Source organism: Streptomyces sp. NBC_00104 (assembly GCF_045160825.1).
Lineage (GTDB): Bacteria > Actinomycetota > Actinomycetes > Streptomycetales > Streptomycetaceae > Streptomyces.
Genome location: NZ_CP108215.1, coordinates 10,096,966 through 10,117,736, shown reverse-complemented (window position 1 = coordinate 10,117,736; position 20,771 = coordinate 10,096,966). Strand labels below are relative to the sequence as shown.

The window sequence follows — 20,771 nt, the reverse complement described above, 5'->3', positions numbered from 1 at the left end:
GCCGCAGGATGGGACGGGTGGGGGCGGTGGTGGTGAGAGGAGCGGAAGGCATGCGTGAGATCCTCCCGGCGCTCGGCGAGTGGTACGCGGCGGGCGCCCCCTTCGGACTCGCCACCGTCGTCGCGGTCAGCCGCAGTGCGCCGCGCGGGCCCGGGGCCGCCCTGGCGGTCGGGCCCGGTGACGAAGTCGTGGGCAGTGTGTCCGGCGGCTGTGTGGAGGGCGCGGTGTTCGAGCTGGCCCAGGAGGTCGTGGCGTCCGGCGAGGCGCGGCTCGCGACCTTCGGGTACAGCGACGAGGACGCGTTCGCCGTGGGGCTCACCTGCGGGGGTGAGATCACTCTGCTCGTACGGCGGGTGACGGCGGCCGAGGACCCGTCGTTCGGGCCGGTCGTGGAGTCGGTGGGTGCCGGGCGCCCGGTGACCTCGGCGACCGTGATCGACGGCCCGGCACCGCGCGGCGCCACGCTCGCCGTGTGGCCGGACACGGCGTCCGGCACGCTCGGCTCGACCGGGCTGGACGCGGCGGTCGCCGCCGACGCGCGCGGGGAGCCGGCGCAGGGCGCCACCGGGCAGCGGCACTACGGGCCGGACGGCGAGCGGCGCGAGGACGCGGTCACCGTCTTCCTGCACTCCTTCGCGCCGCCGCCCCGCATGCTGGTGTTCGGCGCGATCGACTACGCGGCGGCGGTGGCCCGTATCGGTGACTTCCTCGGCTACCGCGTCACGGTGTGCGACGCCCGCCCGGTCTTCGCCACCCCGAAACGCTTTCCCGCCGCCGTCGAGGTGATCGTCGACTGGCCGCACCGATATCTGCGCGACACCCCCACCGACGACCGCACGGTCCTCTGCGTCCTCACCCACGACCCCAAGTTCGACGTGCCGCTCCTGGAGGAGGCGTTGCGCCGCCCGGCCGCGTACATCGGGGCGATGGGCAGCCGCCTTACGCACGACGAGCGGCTGCGGCGGCTGCGGGAAGCCGGGCTCGACGCGGCCGAGCTGTCCCGGCTGCGCTCCCCGGTCGGCCTGGACCTCGGCGCCCGTACGCCGGAGGAGGTGGCCGTGTCGGTCGCGGCGGAGATCGTCGCGCTCAGGTGGGGCGGCAGCGGGGTGCCGCTGACGGCGACGACCGGGGTGATCCATCCGCCGGACCCGTCCCGGTGACCGGGTGGGCGAGGGCCGGGCTCAGGTCCGGGCTCAGGTCCGGGGCGGCAGGCGGTGCAGGCGTACGTCCGTGAGCCGCTCGTCCGCCACCGTCGCGGTCATGTAGGTGCAGTGCGGCTGGCGGCGGCGGTCGGTCGGGGAGCCGGGGTTGAGCAGGCGCAGGCCGGTGGCCGTGGTCGTGTCCCAGGGGATGTGGCTGTGGCCGAAGACGAGGACGTCGGTGTCGGGGAAGCGGGCGGCGCAGCGGGGCTCGCGGCCCCGGGCGGGGCCGGTCTCGTGGACGACGGCCAGGCGCAGGCCGGCCAGTTCGGCGTGGGCCACCTCGGGGAGTCGGGTGCGCAGGGCGGGGCCGTCGTTGTTGCCGTACACGGCGATCAGCCGGCGGGACCGGGCTTCGAGGAGGTCGAGGGTGGCCTCGTCGACCCAGTCGCCGGCGTGGACGACCACGTCGGCCTCCGCGACCTCGGCGAGGAGCGGCTCGGGGAGCGCCTTCGCGCGCTTGGGCAGGTGGGTGTCGGACATGAGAAGCAGGCGCACGGGACCAGGGTCCCATCCGGCGAAGCGCCGCACGCGGGGGAGGTACGGCGCCACGCCTGCCGGAGGACGCGGCCGTACGACGACCCACGGGGTGGGGGTGAGCGGGGGCGGGGGCGGGCCGCGCGGTTCCCCGCGCCCCTGGAAGAGCAGGGGCCGCGCCCCTGCTCTTCCACCGGCCCGCAGAAGCGTGGGTTTCAGGGGCGCGGGCTCCAGGGGCGCGGGGAACCGCGCGAGCAACCACGCACCACCCGCACCGCACCCGCACCCGCAAACACACCCGCAAACACGCTGAACCGCCGGCCTCGCGGCCATCCGCGGCAGGCGGACAGCTCGCCCCGGCCCGTCGGCTCACTCGATCGGGATCTCCGCCCACACCTGTTTGCCGCCGCTGACCGGGACGCTGCCCCACGCGGAGGACACGGCCTCGACGAGGAGGATGCCGCGGCCGCCGGTGGCCTCCCAGCCGATGACGGTGGGTTTCATCGGCGTACGGGGTGAGGAGTCGGCCACCGCGACGCGCAGGCGGTCCGCCAGCAGGGTGAGGTCGAGGCGGACCCGGCCGTCGGTGTGGACGAGGGCGTTGGTGACGAGTTCGGAGACGACGAGGAGCACGGTGTCGGCCATGGACTCGACGCCCCAGCGGCGCAGGACGCGCCGGGTGTAGCGGCGGGCCTGTCCGACCGCCTGCGGGACGCGCCACACGCTCCAGTTCTCGCGCTGGGGGCGCAGGGCCATGCCGTCGTAGCGCACGAGCAGCAGGGCCACGTCGTCGTCGCGGTTGGCGCCGCCCAGCAGGGTGTCGGCGACCGTGCCGAGGTGGGCGGGGTCGGCGGCGGACAGTTCGGCGGCGAGGTGGTCGAGGCCGTCCTCGACATCGACGTCGGCGGACTCGACCAGGCCGTCCGTGGTGAGGGCCAGCAGCGTGCCGGGGACCAGGCGCAGCGGGCTCATCGGGAAGTCGGCCCGCATGACGACGCCGAGCGGCGGTCCGCCCTCCACCATGCTGATCTCGGTGCTGCCGTCCGGGTGACGCAGCACGGGCGGGATGTGTCCGGCGCGGACGTACCAGGCGGAGCCCTCCTCCATGTCGATGTCGACATAGCAGCAGGTGGCGAAGAGGTCGGTCTCCATGTCCACGAGGAGCCGGTTGGCGTGCGAGACGACGACGTCCGGGGGGTGCCCCTCGACGGCGTACGCGCGCAGGGCGGTGCGCATCTGGCCCATGATCGTGGCGGCGCCCGCGTTGTGGCCCTGGACGTCTCCGATGACGAGGGCCACGTGGTTGTCGGGCAGCGGGATGACGTCGTACCAGTCGCCGCCGACCTCCAGACCGGCGGTGGTGGGCAGATAGCGGGCGACGGCGACCGCGCCGGCCAGCTGCGGCAGCCGGCGTGGCAGGAGGGTGCGCTGGAGCATGCCGACGAGTTCGTGCTCGGCGTCGAAGGCGTGGGCGCGCATCAGGGCCTGCCCGGCGAGGCCCGAAGCGGCGGTGAGCAGGGCGCGCTCCTCGGGGCCGAAGTCGTGGGGGTTGTCCCAGCCGATCAGACAGGCCCCGGCCATACGGCCGCCGCCGGCGGGCAGCGGGAGGACGGCGAGGCCGCCGGGGCCGACGTCGGCGAGGGCCGGTTCCAGATCGGCCCCGGCGGGCCAGATCCCCGCGCGTCCCTCGCGGAGCGCGGTGGCGAGCGTCGGCATGGTGCGCACCGGCGCGTCCGGCCACTCGGAACGCCACTCGGAGCGCCACACCTCGGGCCAGATCTCCGGCTGCGGCGGATCGAGGACGGTGACGACGAGACGGTCGCCCTCCAGTTCGGCGAGGGCGATCCGGTCGGCCCGGAGGGGCTTGCGCAGGGCGGTCACGACGGCCTGGCTGACGTCACGCACGGTGCCCGCGGTGGCCAGGGCGGCGGCGAGGCGCTGGATGCGGGCCACGTCGCCGCGGCCGGTGCGCAGGGTGGAGGCGTCGGCGACGGTGCCGACGAGACGGGTGGGCCGGTCCCCGCCCCCGGACAGCATCCGGCCGCGCAGCCTGAGCCACCGCTGCTCGCCGGAGGGCTGCAGGATGCGGAACTCCAGCTCCCGGTCGCCGATCGACATGTGGTCCGCCTCCACGACGGACATCAGCGCGGGCAGGTCCTCGGGGACGGTCAGCGCGATCAGCGTCTCGACCCGGCCGTCGAAGTCGTCCGGTCCCATGCCGAACAGTTCCAGCAGTCCGTCGTCGACCACGACCCGTCCGGTGTCCATGGCCAGGTCGAACGAGGCGCCGGGCCCGGCGGGCGGGGCGGGGGCGACGCTGATGACCGCCTCGGCGAACAGGTCGAGGCAGTGGCGTTCCTCGGCGTCGAAGCCGTCCGTGCCGTCGCCGACGGCCACGAGGCAGCCTCGCTCGCGCAGCGGCAGCACGCCCAGCGAGAAGTCCTCGGCGTGGGCGCGGCGGACGTCGGCGTCCTGCTGGAGGTCGCCGGAGCCGAGCCAGCGCGGCCGGCCCGAACGGCAGGTCTCGGCGACCGGGGCGGTCCCCGAGGCGGGGTAGCTGTCGCGGAGGCCGTAGAGGGTCCTCGGTACCCCGGCCGCGCCTGCCAGGGACAGCGCGTCGCCCTCGCCGTCCGGGATGTAGACGGCGGCGACGGTCGCACCCGTGAAGACGAGCACCTGTTCGAGAATGGCATGCAGGCGCTCCTGCGGATCGAGCTCGCCGCCGAGCGTCTTGAGCGCGAGTTCGGCACGCAGCGTCCTCGTTCCGTGTTCCGCAGCGCCCTCACTGACCACGTCCGCAATTACAGCGCTTCCAGCCCGCGCGCGCAGCCCCTGGGACGGTTCGGCGGGGCCCGCGGGCCCCACTGGGCGCGCCCAGCCTCGAAAGGCGCCGAACAAATCTTTACGCATGCGTTTCGCACGGTGGTCGCGTGACAGCCGTGACGGCTTTGTGGTGACAGCCGTGACTGTCGGGCACTCCGGCGGGCTGGAAGGCTCGTCGTCACCAAGGCCCAGGGGCGACGGCACACGAGGCGGGGGGACTGGCGTGGACAAGCGGTACGAGGCCTACGCGCTCGCCGACAGACACTTCTACGAGACACCCGACCGGCTGTCGGCCGGTGACCGCGCGGGCACGGCGGCGCCGGGTTACGAGACGGCCGGCCGCGCGGTCCCCGAGGGCTGGCGGGCCGCCCGGATCGGGGACTGGCTGACACTGACCCCGGTCGACGACGGCGGACGGCCCCGTCCCGGACCCACCCAGGGATGGAAAGTGCACGCCTCCGCCACCCGGGCGAACGCGGACCGGATCGCGGCGATCGTGTGGGACTACTGCGTGCCCCGGCTGATCCCGTTCAAGTTCGTGCCGGGCCCGCATCTGCTGCATCTGCGCAACGCCAAGTACGCGGCCCGCGACACCAGCGGCAAGTTCGTGACGGTGTACCCGGCCGACGAGGAGCAGCTGCACCTCGTCCTGCGCGAGCTCGGCGCGCTCCTGGACGGCCTCGACGGGCCGTACATCCTCACCGACCTGCGCTGGAACGACGGACCGCTGTACGTCCGCTACGGCGCATTCGCCCGCTCCTTCGTCGTCGACGAGCGCGGCACGCTCGTCCCGGCCGTCCGCGACGGCGAGGGCACCCTGGTGCCGGACCAGCGGAAGCCGACCTTCCATGTGCCCGACTGGGTGACCCTGCCCGCCTTCCTGGAACCGCAGCTGGCGGCACGCAACACGACCACGGTCGGCGATCTGCCGTACCGCATCGAGAAGGCGCTGCACTTCTCCAACGGCGGCGGGGTGTACGTCGGCACCGACACCCGTGACGGCCGCCGGGTGGTCCTCAAGGAGGGGCGCCCGCACGCCGGGCTGGCCGCCGACGGGGCCGACGCCGTCACCCGGCTGGAACGGGAGAAGGCCGCGCTGGAGCGGCTGGCCGGGCTGGGCGTCGTCCCCGAGGTGCGCGACTGGTTCACCCTCGGCGACCACCGCTTCCTCGTCATGGACTTCGTCGAGGGCCGCCCGCTCAACTCCTGCGTCGCCGAACGGCACCCCCTGCTGGCGGCGGACCCCGAGCCCGGTGCGGTCGCCGCGTACACGGCCTGGGCGTTGCACGTCCACCGGGCCGTCGAGCAGGCGGTCGAGGCGGTGCACTCGCGCGGGATCGTCTTCAACGACCTGCACGTCTTCAACATCATGGTCGCGCCCGACGACCGGTCGGTGTCCCTGCTGGACTTCGAGGCGGCGGCGCCCGCAGAGGAGGACGGCCGCCAGATCGTCGCCCACCCCGGCTTCCTGGCACCCCCGGACCGCACCGGCCCGGCCGTCGACCGCTACGCCCTCGCGTGTCTGCGCCTGGCGCTGTTCCTGCCGGTCACGTCCCTGTTCGTGGTGGAACGGGAGAAGGCCGCGCATCTGGCCGCGGTCGTCGCGGGGCAGTTTCCCGAGGTGCCGCGCGCGTTCCTCGACGAGGCGGTCGCGGAGATCACCCGTGGGAGCGGGGCCCTGGAGCACACGCCGGTACGGCAGGAGCGGGCCCGGGCGCGTGCGGAGGGGGCGGGCGTCCTCGAAGGGGGCTGGTCGCTCGCCGAGCCCGCGGACTGGCCGTACAGCCGTGACTCGATGGTCAAGGCGATCCTGGCCTCGGCCACGCCGGAGCGCGACGACCGGCTCTTCCCCGGGGACGTCGCCCAGTTCTCCGACGGCGGTGGCCTCGGACTCGCGCACGGCGCGGCGGGCGTCCTGTACACGCTCGCGGAGGTCGGCGCCGAGCGCTACGAGGAGGGCGAGCGCTGGCTGCTCGACCACACCGACCCGGTGCCGATCGGAACCCCGCTCGGCCTGTACGACGGTCTCGCGGGCGTCGCCCACACCCTGGACCGGCTCGGCCACCGGCAGCGCGCCCTGGACCTGGTCGAACAGATCCTCTCCGAGAAGTGGCACAAGCTGTCGTCCGACCTGCGCGGCGGGCTCGCCGGGCTCGGTCTGGTCCTCGACGAGCTGGCGCGGACCACCGGTGAGTCCGCACTGCGCGACCACGCGGCCGAGGCCGCACGACTCCTCGTACGCCGCCTCACCGAGCCCCGCCCGGCACCGCCCCGCCGCCGCGCCGGCCTGCTGCGCGGCGCGAGCGGTCCCGCGCTGTTCCTGCTGCGCCGGTACGAGACGACAGGCGACCCCGCGTTGCTCGACGCGGCGGGCGAGGCCCTGCGGCAGGACCTGGAGTGCCTGGTCGAGCAGAAGAACGGCGGGCTGGCCGTCGACGAGGGCTGGCGGACGATGCCCTACCTCGGCGACGGGAGCGTGGGCGTGGGCATGGTGCTCGACGACTACCTGGCCGCGACCGGCACCGGAACGGACGAGCTCACGCGGATCCGTGCGGGCGTCCTGACCGCCGCGGCCTACCGCTTCTACGCGCAGCCGGGGCTGTTCGAGGGCCGCGCCGGGATGATCCTCCACCTCGCCCGGACAGGCGCCCCGCGCGCGGAGCTGACGCGACAGATCGCCGCGCTCGGCTGGCACTCGATGCCCTACCAGGGGCAACTGGCCTTCCCCGGCAACCACTTGATGCGGCTCTCCATGGACCTCGGTACCGGAACGGCGGGGTGCCTGCTGGCGCTCGGCGCGGCACACGCCGCCGCCGACGACGCCACGGCCCGACTGCCCTTCCTGCCGCCGCTGCGACGGCGGCCCCGATGACGCGGTTCCGCCGGCCGGCGGAGTCGTGACGCAACACCCCCGTCCCCAAGGGCCCTGTGCGGGCCACCGATCGAAAGGAATCGACATGGCACTTCTCGACCTGCAGACGATGGAAGCCGACGAGACGACCGGCACCGGCGGCCCCAGCTCCCTGAGCGTGCTGTCCTGTGTGAGCGCGGCCAGCATCACGCTCTGCCTCTGACCCGAACAGGGCGTCCGGCTCGTTCAGGACGTCCGTCGGACCGCAGCGGCAGCTGAGTCGCGCCGGCGGCTCCGGACGGTTCCTCTCCCTTGTCCGGGGAGGGGCCGTCCGGGGCTCACTCATCCGATCAGCCCATCCGATCAGCCCATTCCGATCGACTCATCCGCTCATTCATCCGGTCATCCCACGTCAGGACGGGTATGACGACGACCCTCACCGAAGCCGGCGCCCCGGGCCCGGCAGCCACGTCCGTCCCCCTGCTGCGCTCGACCGTGCGGCACTCCGGCCCCCGCTGTACGGCCCTGGCGCTCGTGTCCCTGGCCGCGACGGGGGCGAACCTGTTGCTGCCGGTCGCGCTGGGCGGGGCCCTGGATCTGCTGCTGGCCGGCGACCCGGACGGCTCGCGCCGGGTGCTGTGGTGCACCGGGCTGATCCTCGCCGTAGCCGCCCTGGACGCGGTCGAGACCGTACTCGGCGGGACCACCGACGCCCGGGCCACCGCGTGGCTGCGCCACCGTCTGGTCGGGCATGTGCTGGCCGCGGGGCCACGGGCCGTCGCCCGGTTCGGGCCGGGGGACCTGGTGGCCCGGCTCGTCGGGAACGCGGCCCAGGCGGGAACGGCACCCGCCACGGTCGCCGCGCTTCTCGCCGCGCTCGCCGGGCCGCTGGGCGCGGTGGTGGCACTGGGACTCATCGACCCGTGGCTCGCCGCGGTGTTCGTGATCGGGGCCCCGCTGCTCGCCCTGGTGCTGCGCACCCTCGCGCGGGACTCCTCCGCGTGCGTGACGCGCTACCAGCGGGCCCAGGGCCGTATCGCGGGCGGCCTGGCCGAGGCCGTCGCCGGGCACCGCACGATCGCCGCCGCCGGAACCGCCGACCGGACCGTCGCCCGCGTCCTGCGACCCCTCACCGAACTCTCCCGCGAGGGGCACCGCATGTGGCACGTCCAGGGCCGCGCCGCCGCGCGGGCGGCCGCCGTGGCGCCGCTGTCGCAGCTCGCCGTCGTGGCCACCGCGGGCGTCCTGCTCACCCGACAGCACCTCTCCGTGGGCGAGTTGCTGGCGGCGTCCCGCTACGCCGTGCTGGCCGCGGGCGTCGGCGTGCTGGTCGGCCAACTCTCCGGCCTGGTCCGCGCCCGGGCAGGGGCCGAACGCCTCGCCGAGATACTGACCGAGCCGCCGACCACGTACGGCGATCGCCTGCTCCCGCCTTCCGGCCCGGGGCGCCCGGAGTCGGACAACCCCTGCGGGCCGGGGCGGCTGGAGCTGTGTTCCGTGACCGTCCGGCGGGGTGGGCGCGCCGTGTTGGACGGTGTCGACCTCGTCGTGCCGGCCGGGACCACGCTCGCCGTCGTGGGCCGCTCGGGGGCGGGCAAGTCGCTGCTCGCCGCCGTGGCCGGGCGGCTCGTGGATCCGGACGAGGGAGAGGTACGGCTCGACGGGGTGCCGCTGCCCGAACTGGACCGCCGGGAGCTGCGCCGAGCGATCGTCCACGCCTTCGAACGGCCGGCCCTGCTGGGTGACTCCGTGGAGGACACCATCGCCTTCGGCTCCCCCCGCCCCTCCCCCGCCCGCATCCGGGAAGCCGCCCGCGCGGCGCACGCGGACGCCTTCGTCCGCCGCCTCCCCGACGGTTACGCCACCCCCTGCGCCGACGCCCCCCTGTCGGGTGGTGAGGCCCAACGCCTGGGCCTCGCCCGGGCGTTCGCCCGCGACAGCCGTCTCCTCGTCCTCGACGACGCCCTCTCCAGCCTCGACACCGTCACCGAGCACCACATCACCGACGTCCTCCTGCGCCCCACCACCGGCGGCAGCCGCCTGATCATCGCCCACCGCGCCGCCACAGCCGCCCGCGCGGACACGGTGGCGTGGCTGGACGGGGGAAAGGTACGGGCGACGGGCCCGCACGCGGAGCTGTGGCGGGTGGCGGGGTACCGGGAACTGTTCGGGGCGGAGGGTGACACCGAGGCGGACGACCGCGCCGACGCGTCCGGCGGCGGACGAGAGGCGGAGATCGGTGCCCCCACGACGACCGGCACCGGCGGCGACGGGACAGACAGCGAACCCGAGGCCCCGAACAGCACCCGCGCATCGGCCGACGCGCGGGTCGGGCCGGACCACGAGCGTGAGCCGGAGCGCGGCGCCCGCGCATCAGCCGACGCGGCCGGCCGGCCGGGCCGCGAGCGTGAGGCGGAGGGAGGTACCCGGGCAGGGACCGGCATGGGCGGGGCGGAGATCGCCCGGGGCGCCGCCGGGTCGCAGGGTTCCTCGGGTGGAGGGGGCCGGTGAAGGGCCGTCGGGAGGTGCCGCGGTCCGCCGGCCCGCTGAAGGCCGGAGCGGCGGCGGCGCCGGGTCCGACGTCGCGCCGTGCGGACCCCGCATCCGAGTGGATCGAGAGCTCCGCCGAACCGGCGGGTCCCCGTGCGGAGTCCGGAGTCACCCCGCCCCCGCCTCCCGCAGGGACCCGGGACGTCCACGGGGCGCCGCGACGTCACGTCCCCCCGCTCGGCCTCCCGCGGCGCGGTCTGCGCTATCTGCGGCGGCGTGTGCGTGTCGTCGTGCGGCTGGCCCTGTGGTCCGTGCTGGAGATGGGCCAGACGTTCCTGATGGGGTACGCCCTCGCGCGTGCCCTCGACGACGGGTTTCTCGCGGGGCGGGCCGGGGTCGGGCTGGGCTGGCTGGGCGTCGGGGCGGGGGCGGTGGTCGTCGGGGCACTGGGGACCGGGCCGGTCTACGGGTGCGTGGCGGGGCTGGTGGAGCCCTTGCGCGACCGGCTGGTGCGAGGGGTGGTCGAGCGGGGGGTGCGGGAGGCGGACGGCGGGGCCCTGTCCGGGCTGACCCAGCAGGTGGAGATCGCCCGGGACACCTTCGCCGGACTGGTGATGGTGTCCCGCTCGTTCCTGTTCACCTCCGCCGGGGCGCTCCTCGGCCTCTTCTCGCTGGCCCCGCCCCTGCTGCTCGTCGTGGGCCCCCCGCTGGTCGTCGGCGTGGCCCTCTTCCTGGCGACGCTCAGGCCGCTGGCCCGCCGGCAGGAGACCTTCCTCGTCGCCGACGAGGCCCTCGCCGACCGACTCGGCACCGTCTGCCCGGGGTTGCGGGACATCACGGCGGCCGGTGCGGAGGACATGGTCGCCGCCGACGCCGGTCGCCGTGTCGACGCCGAGCACCGGGCCGCACGCTCACTGGCCCGGTGGGGCGTCGTACGGGTCGCCGCCCTCGCGATCGGCGGCCAGCTGCCCGTCGTCCTGCTCCTGGCCACCACGCCCTGGCTGCTGGACCGTGGAGTCACCGCGGGCGCCCTGATCGGCGCCCTCGCCTACGTCACGCAGTCCCTCCTCCCCGCCCTCCAGAACCTGGTCCACGGCCTGGGCACCAGCGGCTCCCGCCTCGCGGTGGTGCTGCGCAGGCTGGTCCCATCGAGCGACCCTCCGCATACGGCGCACGCCCCGCCCCCGGCCCACTCCCCGTCCCCGGCGAACCCCTCGTCGGCCTCAGCCCGCTCGCCGCGGACCGCGAGCGCCACGCGGCCCGGCCCACTCACCGATCCCGGCTCCGGCCCCGGCCCCGGCGCGACCTCTCCCCCGCCCCACCCACCCCCCGACACCCCCGACACCCTCGACGCCCTCGTCCTCTCCTCCGTCACGTTCGCCTACGGCTCCTCCGGCGCCCCTGTCATCGACGATCTCGACCTCCGCCTCCCCCAGGGCACGCATCTGGCCGTCGTCGGTCCCAGCGGCATCGGCAAGTCCACCCTCACCGGGCTCGTCGCGGGTCTCCTGCGCCCCCGGCGCGGCACCGTCCGCTTGTGTGGGCAGCCGGTACCGGGCGCCATATCCCGCGCACACCGGGTGCTCATTCCGCAGGAGGCGTACGTCTTCAGGGGATCCCTCGCGGAAAACCTCGGCGAGCTGCGGCCGAAACCCGTGCCCGAGGAGGAGCTGTGGGCCGCCGCGGAAGCGGTGGGGCTCGCCGAAGTGATGGTCCGGCTGGGCGGTCCGGCGGCCGAGGTGGACCCGGGCGCGCTGTCCGCCGGGGAGCGGCAGCTCGTCGCACTGGCCCGGGCGTATCTGTCGTACGCGTCGGTCGTGATCCTCGACGAGGCGACCTGTCACCTGGACGCGGAGGCGGAGGAACGCGCCGAGCGGGCCTTCGCCCGGCGCCCGGGTACGACCCTCCTGGTGGTCGCCCATCGCGTCAGCTCGGCCCGCCGCGCCGACAAGGTGCTGGTCATGGACGGGCGGTGCGCCGCCTACGGGGAGCACCACGAACTGCTGGCCCGCTCGCCGCTCTACCGTGACCTGGTCGGCGCCTGGTCCCCCGTGTCGGGCTCGCCGCGTCCACGCGGCGGGCGTTCCTCAGAGCCAGCCCTCCCCCTGCGAGATCCGGATGGCGTCGATCCTGTTGCGCGCCCCCGTCTTGCGGGTGATGGCGGCCATGTAGTTGCGCACGGTCCCGTGCGAAAGGTGCAGGCTGCCGGCGATCTCCGCGACGGAGGCCCCCTCGGCGGCCAGGGATAAGACGCTCAGTTCACGGCGTGTCAGCGGCATCTCGGCGGCCTTGAGGAAACCGAAGCCGAGGGAGTCGTCGACGAAACGTTTCCCTCGGGCGACCTCGCGGATCGCGGACACCAGCCGCTGCGGCGAGCCCTCCTTGTCCACGTACCCGAGGGCCCCGGCCTCCGCCGCACGCTTCAGGAGCCCGGGTCTGCCTGCGTGGGCGAGGACCAGGAGGCCGGGGGCGGGGCCGCCCGCGCCGCGCAGGTCGGCGAGGGGCGGGATACCGACCGCGTCCGCGCAGTCCAGGTCCGCCGCGCAGACGTCGGGCCGCAGGGACCGTACGCGTCCCGGTGCCGCACGCCAGGACGCGTCGTACACCACCAGGTCGGGTTCCTGGCGCAGCCACTCCGCCAGTACCGACCTGACCAGACATTCGTCGTGCACGAGAAGTACCCCGATCACGTTCGCCCTCCGCCTCCCGGCCACCGATGTCCTTCGCCTCAGCGCGTGCCCATTGTTGGCGCCCCCGACCACGCCCGGGCGCGAAGAACCAGCCATCGGGGTGCGTGGGGGCGCACTCACAGCGCCCGCGCGCGTTGCCGCGCATCACCGAGGGGGCATGGCGCGGGAAAGAGGGGGTACGGCGGGCCGCCCGCGCACGGCGCTCGCCGTGCGCGGGCGGCCCGCAGGGGGGAGCCTTGACCCTGGGGCTGTCGCGCGGTCGTGCGAGGAGGTGGTCGGCGATGTCCGACGTCCACGCGTCCGGAGGGCGGACGACCGTCGAGACGTCCCGCGTCGGCCATCCCCTGCTGTCGCTGGCGCTGGCCGCGATGATGGACGACGTCGGGGCCCACTCCGGCGCGGTGTATCTGCTGGCGCCCGACGAGCCGGTCCTGGAGATGGCGGTCATGGCGGGGCTGCCGAGATCGTTCGCCGCGCCGTGGGAGCGGGTGGGGCTGAGCGCGCCGGTCCCGGTCTCCGAGGCCGTACGGGGGCAGCGGCTGGTGTGGGTCAACGGCGAGGAGCAGATGGCCCGCCGCTATCCCCGGATCGCCGTGGTCCTGCCCTACCCGTTCGCCCTGGCCGCGCTGCCGGTGGCGACCCGGGACACGACCTACGGCGCCGTCTTCCTGACCTGGCCCGGCTCCCACCCGCCGGAACTCAGCGACCGCGAGCGGGACCATCTCACCTCGGCCTGCGACCGACTCGCGGTCCGGCTGCGGCGCGCGGAGGAGGAGGGGCGGCCGGTGCGACCCGAGCCGGACCTGTCGGCGCCGTCGGCGACCACGGTCGCGGGGACGCTCGGCACGGTGGAGGCGGCGCGGATGGTGGCAAGGCTGCCGTACGGGATGTGCGCGCTCGATCTGCACGGACGGATCACTTTCGCCAACGCGGCCACGGCCGAGCTGCTCGGCATCCCGGTGAGCGGTCTGCTGGGCACCCAGCTCTGGGTGTCCGTGCCGTGGCTCAACGATCCCGCGTACGAGGACCGGTACCGGGCGGCGCTGATGAGCCAGCACGTGACGTCGTTCGTGGCACTCAGACCGCCGAGCGACTGGCTGTCGTTCCGCCTGTATCCGGGGACGAACGGGCTGAGCGTACGGATCTCGCGCGCCCGGGCGGTCGCCGAGGCCGAGCGTGCCGGGCGGGTGGAGGACGACGGGCCGGGCCGCCTGGTGACCATCCACCACGTACTGGCGCTGGCGAGCGCGCTCACCGAGGCGGTGAGCGTGCAGGACGTGGTGGAACTGGTCGCCGACGAGATCGCCCCGGCCATCGGCAGCCAGGCCCTCGTGATGTTCGGCTCGCGTGCCGGGCGCCTGCATGTGCTCGGGCACCGCGGCTACGCCGACCCGCACCTCGTGGAACGCTTCGACGGGATGCCCCTCACCGCGCCGATGCCCGGAGCGCACGCCCTGACCACCGGGGTGCCCGCCTTCTTCGAGTCCCGGCAGCAGTTGGAGCACCTCTATCCGATGCGGCGGGAGACCCCGGACGGGCTGGGCGCCTGGGCGTACATCCCGCTGATCGCCTCGGGCCGGCCGGTGGGCACCTGGGTCCTGGGGTACGCGGAGCCGCATCCCTTCCCGGCCGACGAGCGCGCGGTGCTGACCAGCCTCAGCGGTCTCATCGCCCAGGCGCTGGAGCGGGCTCTGCTGTACGACGCCAAGCACCAGCTGGCGCACGGGCTGCAGCAGGCGCTGCTGCCGCACTCGCTGCCGTCGATCCCCGGGATCGAGGCGGCCTCCCGCTATCTGCCCGCCACCCGGGGCATGGAGATCGGCGGCGACTTCTTCGACCTGGTTCTCTCGCACGGGCGGGCCTCGGCCGTGATCGGCGACGTGCAGGGGCACAACGTGACGGCGGCGGGTCTGATGGGGCAGATCCGTACGGCGGTTCGCGCGTACACGACCGTGGGGCAGGCGCCGGAGGAGGTGATGAGCAGCACCAACCGGCTGCTGATCGACCTGGGTTCGGAGCTGTTCGCCAGTTGTCTGTATCTGCGGCTGGACCCGGAGCACGGAACGGCCGTCATGGCGCGGGCGGGGCATCCGCCGCCGTTGCTGCGCCGGCCGGACGGGAAGGTGCGGGTGCTCGACCTCGCGGGCGGTCCGCTGCTCGGCATCGACGCGGCGGCGACCTATCCGACGACCGAGGTGGCGCTGACCGAGGGGTCCGTGCTGGCGCTGTACACCGACGGGCTGATCGAGTCGCCCGGCGTCGACATCGAGGACGCGCTGGCGGATCTCGGGGAGCGGCTGTCGACGGCCGGGGAACGGCCGTTGGACGAACTGGCCGACAGTCTCGTACGGGAGATCGCTGCGGCGGAGGAGCGGGCGGACGACGTGGCGTTGCTGTTGCTTCGGGCTACTGGCACCGGGTGAGCGTGAAGCCCGGGGGCCGCCGGTTCGTTCACCGGCCGCGGGTGCGTCGTGGCTGATCGCGTGGCTCCTCGCGCCGCTGGAGGGGATTCGCCCCCGTCCTGGGCCTGAGAGCCCCTGCGACGGCTTCCCGGATCCACGGGTCCCGGAACGAGAATCGGTCCGGCCCTCCCGCCGGAGAGCCGGACCGTTCCACCTGTCGGACGGAACCGCTGTGGTGTGGCCGACAAGTGGGTCGTGGGGCGACGGCCGGGGGTCAGTGGCCGCTGAACCCGGGGCCGTCGTCCACGTCTTGGGGTCTTGGGTGGCGTGCGCCTACTGCTCGACGCCCTGCTCGTCGACACCCTGCTCGTCGACGCCCTGCCCCTGCTCGTGGCCCGCGCCGGCGTCACCGGCACCGGCAGCGGCACCCGCGTCGCCCGCGTCACCCGCACCGGCGGCATCGCCGGCACCGGCCGCCGCGGCGCCCTCTTCCTCGCCAGCGCCCGCTGCGGCAGCGCCTTCTTCCTCACCGGCGCCGGCGGCTGCGGCGCCCTCTTCCTCGCCCGCGCCCGCGGCCGCGGCCGCGCCACCGTCGGCCGCTTCGCCCGCGCCCGCGGCGTCGCCGGCACCGCCGGCGGCTTCCTCACCGGCGCCCGCGCCGGCGTCGCCGAGGGTCGCGCCGACCGCCGCGAGGGCGGTGGTGACCGGCTGGAAGAAGGTCTCGCCGCCGACGGTGCAGTCGCCGCTGCCGCCGGAGGTCAGACCGATGGCCTGGCCGTCCTCGGTGAACAGCGAGCCGCCGCTGTCGCCGGGCTCGGCGCAGACGTCGGTCTGGATGAGGCCGGTGACCGTGCCCTCGGGGTAGTTCACCGTGGCTTCGAGGCCGGTGACCTGGCCGTCGGCGAGACCGGTGGTGCTGCCCATGCGGAAGACCTGCAGGCCGACCGCGGCCTCGCCGGCCGCGTTGATGTTGACCGTCTGGCCGTTGCCGAGGTCGACCGTGCTGGCCGCCTGCGTCGCCGGGTCGTTGTAGTTGACCAGGGCGAAGTCACCGGCGCCGGGGAACGTGGCGGTCGCCGCGTCGACCGTGGCGATCGGCGCGCCGCCCTCCTCCTCGGACCACTCGGCCTCGGCGACACCGCAGTGACCGGCGGTCAGGAAGGCCGGGGCGCCTTCGGCGTTGACGACGTTGAAGCCGGCCGAGCAGCGTGCGCCACCGCCGAAGATGGCGTCGCCGCCCTCCAGGAAGGTCTTGAACGTGCCAGCGGACTTCTTGATGGTCGCCATGCCCGTGCCGAGCGACTTGACGGTCGACTCGATGGTGTCCCAGTTCTCGCCCGTGACCGTGGAGTCGGCGGTGACCTGGAGCTTGTTCGTGCGGGGGTCGATCGCCCAGGCGGTACCCGGGACGCTGGCCTGCTCCTTCAGCGTCGCCGCGCCTTCCTGGAGTTCGGACCAGCTGTTGTCGACCTCACGGACCTCCGCGCCGGCCTGCTTGGCCTGGATGATCACGTTGTTGTCGTCGCCGTCGATCTCGAGGCCGTCGATGACGTTGATGACGAGCTGCTTCTCGCCCGAGTCGTAGTACGCGCCTGCGAACGCGTCACCGAGCAACTCCTGCAGCTGGGCGGCCAGATCCGGCGCGTCACTCGCGGCGAGCGTCTTCGGGGCAGCCTCGTTCGACTCCGTCTGCGACGCCATGGCGTTCGGCAGGATGAGCGCCGCCGCTCCGAGTGCCGCCACGCCGCCTGCGGCTATGAACGCCTTACGCTTGGTGGCTCGTTTGTGACTCAACTCTTGACCTCCTGGGGACGGGGTCCGTGCCGCCGTCCGGCGGGTGAACTGGGGGCGCCTGGTTGCCAGTTGGTACGGATGGTTCCGGTGGGGTGTTCAACGCTCCGCAAAAAGATTTCGATCTTCCATTTCGCAAAGTGCGCTACGCCCCCCGTTCGCCGGGCATGTCACGACTTCCCGCCCGTGCTCCCCACGGAGAATCGGCGGCGCCCGACGACCCGCCCCCGGGACGCCACGTACAGCGACCGGCCTGTAGCGGCCTGTTCCCCACTTCGGCCGGGAAACCGGCTTCAGCGAATCTCCACACCGAATGCCCAGTGAGGTCACGCCCGAGGGGGGTTCTGCACAAGGGCGACTCGCGCACCGCGCCTTTGAGGCGGGACTGTCCAATTCGTTTTCCGGCTGGCAATGAACGACCTATGACGATGCCGCGATCCGTGTGAAGAAGCTGCCCCCAACGCGTGCGCAGGCCTGCACCAATGAACCGTCATGGTCACCAAGTGCCCTGGTGAGGGGCCGTGTTGATTGGATGTGCGCGGCGGCGATCTGCTTTGATCCATCGCACCGCGGGGGCCGCCAAGCTCTCGGAAACGAGAAGTGGTTACCCACGTGTGCGGCCGTCGTTCTGTCCCCAGAAGGGGGCCGCTCCCCCCTTATGAATAGCTATACGAAGGGAAGTTCCATCATGAACTCCACCCCCCAGGTTGAGACCGCCGAGATCTCGGACTCCGCCCTCGACGCCGTCTCCGGTGGCCTGTCGGTCAACGCCGTCGGCACCGTCACCGGCCTGGTGGACGGCATTGCCCCGGTCTCCGGCCTGGTCAACACGGCCGTCGGCACGGTCGAGGGTGCCACCGGTCTGAACACCGCCCCGGTCACGAGCCTGGTCGCCGGTCTCTGATCGAGCCCTGGCGCCGCTGAGTCCCGGAACCGCCTGACTGGTTCCGGGACTCTCGGGTGCCCGAACGTCCGCTGTCCCGAGTCGCGCAGGTGAGGGAAGTCCCGTGCAGTTCCGCCAACAGGCCCTCGCCAAGCTCCAGTCGCCGGAGGAACTCGACCTTCCGGTGCGTTTCGCACGCCCACAGGGCTGGCTGGTGCTGTCCGTGACGGTGGTCGCCATGGCCGCCGCGTCCGTGTGGGCCGTCACGGGTTCCGTCGCGTCCACGGTCGGCGCCCCCGCCGTCCTCACCCACGGGCAGGGCAGTTACGTGCTGCAGAGCCCGGTCGCCGGCCAGGTCACCGCCGTACTCGCGAAGCAGGGCCGGCGACTGGCCGCCAGGGCCCCCGTCCTGAAGGTCGCCACCGCCGACGGCGAGACCGTCGTCCGCTCCGTCGCGGCCGGCCGGGTCTCCGCGCTCGCCGCCACCATCGGCCAGATCATCCAGACCGGCGCCGACGTCGCGGCCATCGAGAAGGTCGCCGACGCCGACGACCCGCTCTACGCCACGGTGTACGTCCCCGCCGAGAACGCCGCCTCCATCCCGAAGGACGCCGAGGTCGACCTGACCGTGCAGTCGGTCCCCACCCAGCGGTACGGCGTGCTGCGCGGCCATGTGAAGAAGGTGGACCGCACCACGCAGACCCCGCAGTCGATCGCCGCGTTCCTCGGTGACGACCAGCTGGGCGAGCAGTTCACCAAGAAGGGCCGGCCGGTGGCCGTCACCGTACGGCTGGACCGGAAGGCGTCGACCGAGTCGGGCTACCGGTGGTCCTCGCAGGACGGGCCACCGTTCGAGCTGACCTCCATGACCATGGCCACGGGCTCGATCCGGCTGGCCGACGAGCGTCCGATCGATTGGCTGCTCCCGTGACCGCATCCCAGGACACCGCCCCGCCACCCGCGCGCGGCAGACGCAAGGCCGCCCCGCAGAAGCGCCCGGTGCCCAAGGGCCGGCAGAAGACCGTCCGCACGCCGACCGTCCTGCAGATGGAGGCCGTGGAGTGCGGTGCCGCCTCCCTCGCCATGGTCCTCGGCCACTACGGACGGCACATCCCGCTGGAGGAGCTGCGCATCGCCTGCGGTGTCTCCCGGGACGGCTCGCGCGCCAGCAACCTGCTGAAAGCGGCCCGCAGTTACGGCCTCACCGCCAAGGGCATGCAGATGGACGTGGCCGCCCTCGCCGAGGTGAAGGCGCCGGCCGTCCTCTTCTGGGAGTTCAACCACTACGTCGTCTACGACGGCATGGGGCGCCGCTTCGGCCGGCGCGGCGTCCACATCAACGACCCGGGCAAGGGCCGCCGGTTCGTGCCGATGGAGGACTTCGACTCCAGCTTCACCGGTGTCGTCCTCGTCATGGAGCCGGACGACGGCTTCGAGAAGGGCGGCCGCAGGCCCGGTGTCCTCGGCGCCATGCCCGCCCGGATGCGCGGCACTTCGGGCACCCTGCCCGCCGCCGTCCTCGCCAGCCTCCTCCTGGTGGCGGTCGGTGCGGCGGTACCCGCGCTGAGCCGCACCTACATCGACATGTTCCTGATCGGCGGCCAGACCTCCCTGCTGGGCGTGCTGTTCGCGTCGATGGGCGCCTGCGTGCTGCTGACGGTCCTGCTGACCTGGCTGCAACAGGCCAACCTGCTGCGCGGCCGGCTGATCTCCTCGACCCTGTCCAGCGCCCGTTTCCTGCGGCACCTGCTCCGCCTGCCCGTCACCTTCTTCTCGCAGCGCAGCCCCGCCGACCTCGTCCAGCGGCTCCAGTCCAACGACGCGGTCGCCGAGACCCTGGCCCGCGATCTCGCGGCGGCAGGGGTGGACGCGGTCGTCGTCGTCCTCTACGCCGTACTCCTCTACACGTACGACCCGCAGCTCACCTTCGTCGGCATCGCGGTCGCGCTGCTGAACGTGGTGGCGATGCGGGTGGTGATCCGGCTGCGCGCGACCCGTACGGCGAAGCTGCGCGCCGACAACGCCCGGCTGACCAACACGGCGTACACCGGCCTCCAGCTGATCGAGACGATGAAGGCGACCGGCGGCGAGGAGGGCTACTTCCGCAAGTGGGCCGGGCAGCACGCCACCACGCTGGAGGAGCAGCAGCGGCTCGGGGTGCCGAGCGCCTGGCTGGGGGTCGTCGCCCCGACCCTCGCCACGCTCAACAGCGCGCTCATCCTCTGGATCGGCGGCATGCGCGCGGTCGAGGGCCACCTGTCCGTCGGCCTCCTGGTCGCCTTCCAGGCGCTGGTCACCCGGTTCACCGCGCCGATCACCCGGCTCAACGGCGTCGCGGGCCGCATCCAGGACTTCGCGGCCGACGTGGCCCGTCTCAAGGACGTCGAGAACTTCCAGGCGGACCCGCTGTACGCCCGCCCGGACGCCGCCGAGTCCACCCGCCGGCTGCACGGCCACGTCGAGCTGGAGAACATCACCTTCGGCTACAGCCCCCTCGACAAACCCCTGCTCACCGGCTTCGACCTCACCGTCGGCCCGGGCCGGCAGGTGGCGCTGGTCGGCGGCTCCGGCAGCGGCAAGTCGACGGTGTCCAGGCTGATCTCGGGCCTGTACACCCCTTGGGAGGGCGTGATCCGTATCGACGGCCGACGTCTGGAGGACATCCCCCGGGGTGCGCTCGCCGCCTCCGTCTCCTTCGTCGACCAGGAGGTCTTCCTCTTCGAGGGCACGGTCCGCGACAACGTGGCCCTGTGGGACCCGTCGATCCCGGACGAGGCCGTGGTGGAGGCGCTGCGGGACGCGGCCCTGTACGACGTGGTGACCCGCCGCCCGGGCGGTATCAACAGCCGGGTCGAGCAGGACGGCCGCAACTTCTCCGGCGGTCAGCGGCAACGCCTGGAGATCGCGCGGGCGTTGGTCCGCAGGCCCAGCATCCTGGTCCTCGACGAGGTGACCAGCGCGCTCGACGCGGAGACCGAGCTGACCGTCATGGACAACCTGCGCAAGCGCGGCTGCGCCTGCGTGGTGATCGCCCACCGGCTCAGCACGGTCCGCGACAGCGACGAGATCGTCGTCCTGCAGCACGGCACGATCGTGGAGCGCGGCCGGCACGAGGAGCTGGTGACACGCGGCGGCGCGTACGCCCAGCTGGTCAGGGAGCGATGA

At 73.7% G+C, this 20,771-nt stretch carries 12 protein-coding genes and 1 pseudogene; 9 read left to right on the top strand and 4 right to left on the bottom strand.

Annotated features, from left to right (window positions below; genetic code table 11):
- Nucleotides 1–50: 50 nt before the first annotated feature.
- The gene (locus OG272_RS44245) at nucleotides 51–1,160 is read left to right on the top strand and encodes an XdhC family protein (protein ID WP_405895874.1); all 1,110 of its coding nucleotides are present in this window, start codon (nucleotides 51–53) and stop codon (nucleotides 1,158–1,160) included.
- Between the two features lie 33 nt (nucleotides 1,161–1,193).
- Here the strand turns inward: OG272_RS44245 and OG272_RS44240 are convergent, their stop codons facing one another.
- Nucleotides 1,194–1,697 carry a metallophosphoesterase gene (locus OG272_RS44240; RefSeq protein ID WP_327726463.1) on the bottom strand — a complete coding sequence of 168 codons (504 nt, stop codon included), beginning with the start codon at nucleotides 1,695–1,697 and terminating at the stop codon, nucleotides 1,194–1,196.
- 348 nt (nucleotides 1,698–2,045) lie between these two features.
- The gene (locus OG272_RS44235; protein ID WP_326574107.1) at nucleotides 2,046–4,469 is read right to left on the bottom strand and encodes a SpoIIE family protein phosphatase; all 2,424 of its coding nucleotides are present in this window, start codon (nucleotides 4,467–4,469) and stop codon (nucleotides 2,046–2,048) included.
- Nucleotides 4,470–4,722: 253 nt separating this feature from the next.
- On the opposite strand from OG272_RS44235, the gene lanKC reads away from it, so the two are divergent.
- The 4 genes from lanKC (at nucleotide 4,723) to OG272_RS44215 (ending at nucleotide 12,089) form a co-directional block, all read left to right on the top strand.
- Nucleotides 4,723–7,371, top strand: a complete 2,649-nt coding sequence (lanKC, locus tag OG272_RS44230) for a class III lanthionine synthetase LanKC (RefSeq protein ID WP_405895873.1) — start codon at nucleotides 4,723–4,725, stop codon at nucleotides 7,369–7,371.
- Nucleotides 7,372–7,456: 85 nt separating this feature from the next.
- Nucleotides 7,457–7,573: a SapB/AmfS family lanthipeptide gene (locus OG272_RS44225; RefSeq protein ID WP_005483995.1), complete on the top strand. Its 117-nt coding sequence runs from the start codon at nucleotides 7,457–7,459 to the stop codon at nucleotides 7,571–7,573.
- Nucleotides 7,574–7,773: 200 nt separating this feature from the next.
- The gene (locus OG272_RS44220; RefSeq protein WP_405895872.1) at nucleotides 7,774–9,861 is read left to right on the top strand and encodes an ABC transporter ATP-binding protein; all 2,088 of its coding nucleotides are present in this window, start codon (nucleotides 7,774–7,776) and stop codon (nucleotides 9,859–9,861) included.
- A 299-nt stretch (nucleotides 9,862–10,160) separates the two neighbouring features.
- Complete coding sequence (locus OG272_RS44215; protein WP_405896135.1) at nucleotides 10,161–12,089, top strand: ATP-binding cassette domain-containing protein; 1,929 nt, start codon at nucleotides 10,161–10,163, stop codon at nucleotides 12,087–12,089.
- Here the strand turns inward: OG272_RS44215 and OG272_RS44210 are convergent.
- Nucleotides 12,012–12,626: pseudogene (locus OG272_RS44210) on the bottom strand (LuxR C-terminal-related transcriptional regulator); the annotation flags it as partial. The gene OG272_RS44215 and the pseudogene OG272_RS44210 overlap by 78 nt on opposite strands.
- 185 nt (nucleotides 12,627–12,811) lie before the next feature.
- On the opposite strand from OG272_RS44210, the gene OG272_RS44205 reads away from it, so the two are divergent.
- The gene (locus OG272_RS44205; protein WP_327726466.1) at nucleotides 12,812–14,953 is read left to right on the top strand and encodes a SpoIIE family protein phosphatase; all 2,142 of its coding nucleotides are present in this window, start codon (nucleotides 12,812–12,814) and stop codon (nucleotides 14,951–14,953) included.
- 312 nt (nucleotides 14,954–15,265) lie between these two features.
- Here the strand turns inward: OG272_RS44205 and OG272_RS44200 are convergent, their stop codons facing one another.
- Complete coding sequence (locus tag OG272_RS44200) at nucleotides 15,266–16,726, bottom strand: S1 family peptidase (RefSeq protein ID WP_405895871.1); 1,461 nt, start codon at nucleotides 16,724–16,726, stop codon at nucleotides 15,266–15,268.
- A gap of 685 nt (nucleotides 16,727–17,411) precedes the next feature.
- On the opposite strand from OG272_RS44200, the gene OG272_RS44195 reads away from it, so the two are divergent.
- The 3 genes from OG272_RS44195 to OG272_RS44185 all read left to right on the top strand — a co-directional run bounded on the left by OG272_RS44195 (nucleotide 17,412) and on the right by OG272_RS44185 (nucleotide 20,771).
- The gene (locus OG272_RS44195; protein ID WP_326574112.1) at nucleotides 17,412–17,627 is read left to right on the top strand and encodes a type A2 lantipeptide; all 216 of its coding nucleotides are present in this window, start codon (nucleotides 17,412–17,414) and stop codon (nucleotides 17,625–17,627) included.
- A gap of 103 nt (nucleotides 17,628–17,730) precedes the next feature.
- Complete coding sequence (locus OG272_RS44190) at nucleotides 17,731–18,537, top strand: HlyD family efflux transporter periplasmic adaptor subunit (protein ID WP_327726469.1); 807 nt, start codon at nucleotides 17,731–17,733, stop codon at nucleotides 18,535–18,537.
- Nucleotides 18,534–20,771 (top strand): NHLP family bacteriocin export ABC transporter peptidase/permease/ATPase subunit, encoded by a 2,238-nt coding sequence (locus tag OG272_RS44185; protein ID WP_405895870.1) that lies wholly within the window; start codon nucleotides 18,534–18,536, stop codon nucleotides 20,769–20,771. Before OG272_RS44190 ends, OG272_RS44185 begins: the two co-directional genes overlap by 4 nt.

Bases quoted from the DNA above. Each gene is read 5' to 3' on its own strand.
- OG272_RS44245 (WP_405895874.1), top strand. From the start codon at position 51: ATGCGTGAGATCCTCCCGGCGCTCGGCGAGTGGTACGCGGCGGGCGCC.
- OG272_RS44225 (WP_005483995.1), top strand. From the start codon at position 7,457: ATGGCACTTCTCGACCTGCAGACGATGGAAGCCGACGAGACGACCGGC.
- OG272_RS44220 (WP_405895872.1), top strand. From the start codon at position 7,774: ATGACGACGACCCTCACCGAAGCCGGCGCCCCGGGCCCGGCAGCCACG.
- OG272_RS44215 (WP_405896135.1), top strand. From the start codon at position 10,161: ATGGGCCAGACGTTCCTGATGGGGTACGCCCTCGCGCGTGCCCTCGAC.
- OG272_RS44205 (WP_327726466.1), top strand. From the start codon at position 12,812: ATGTCCGACGTCCACGCGTCCGGAGGGCGGACGACCGTCGAGACGTCC.
- OG272_RS44195 (WP_326574112.1), top strand. From the start codon at position 17,412: ATGAACTCCACCCCCCAGGTTGAGACCGCCGAGATCTCGGACTCCGCC.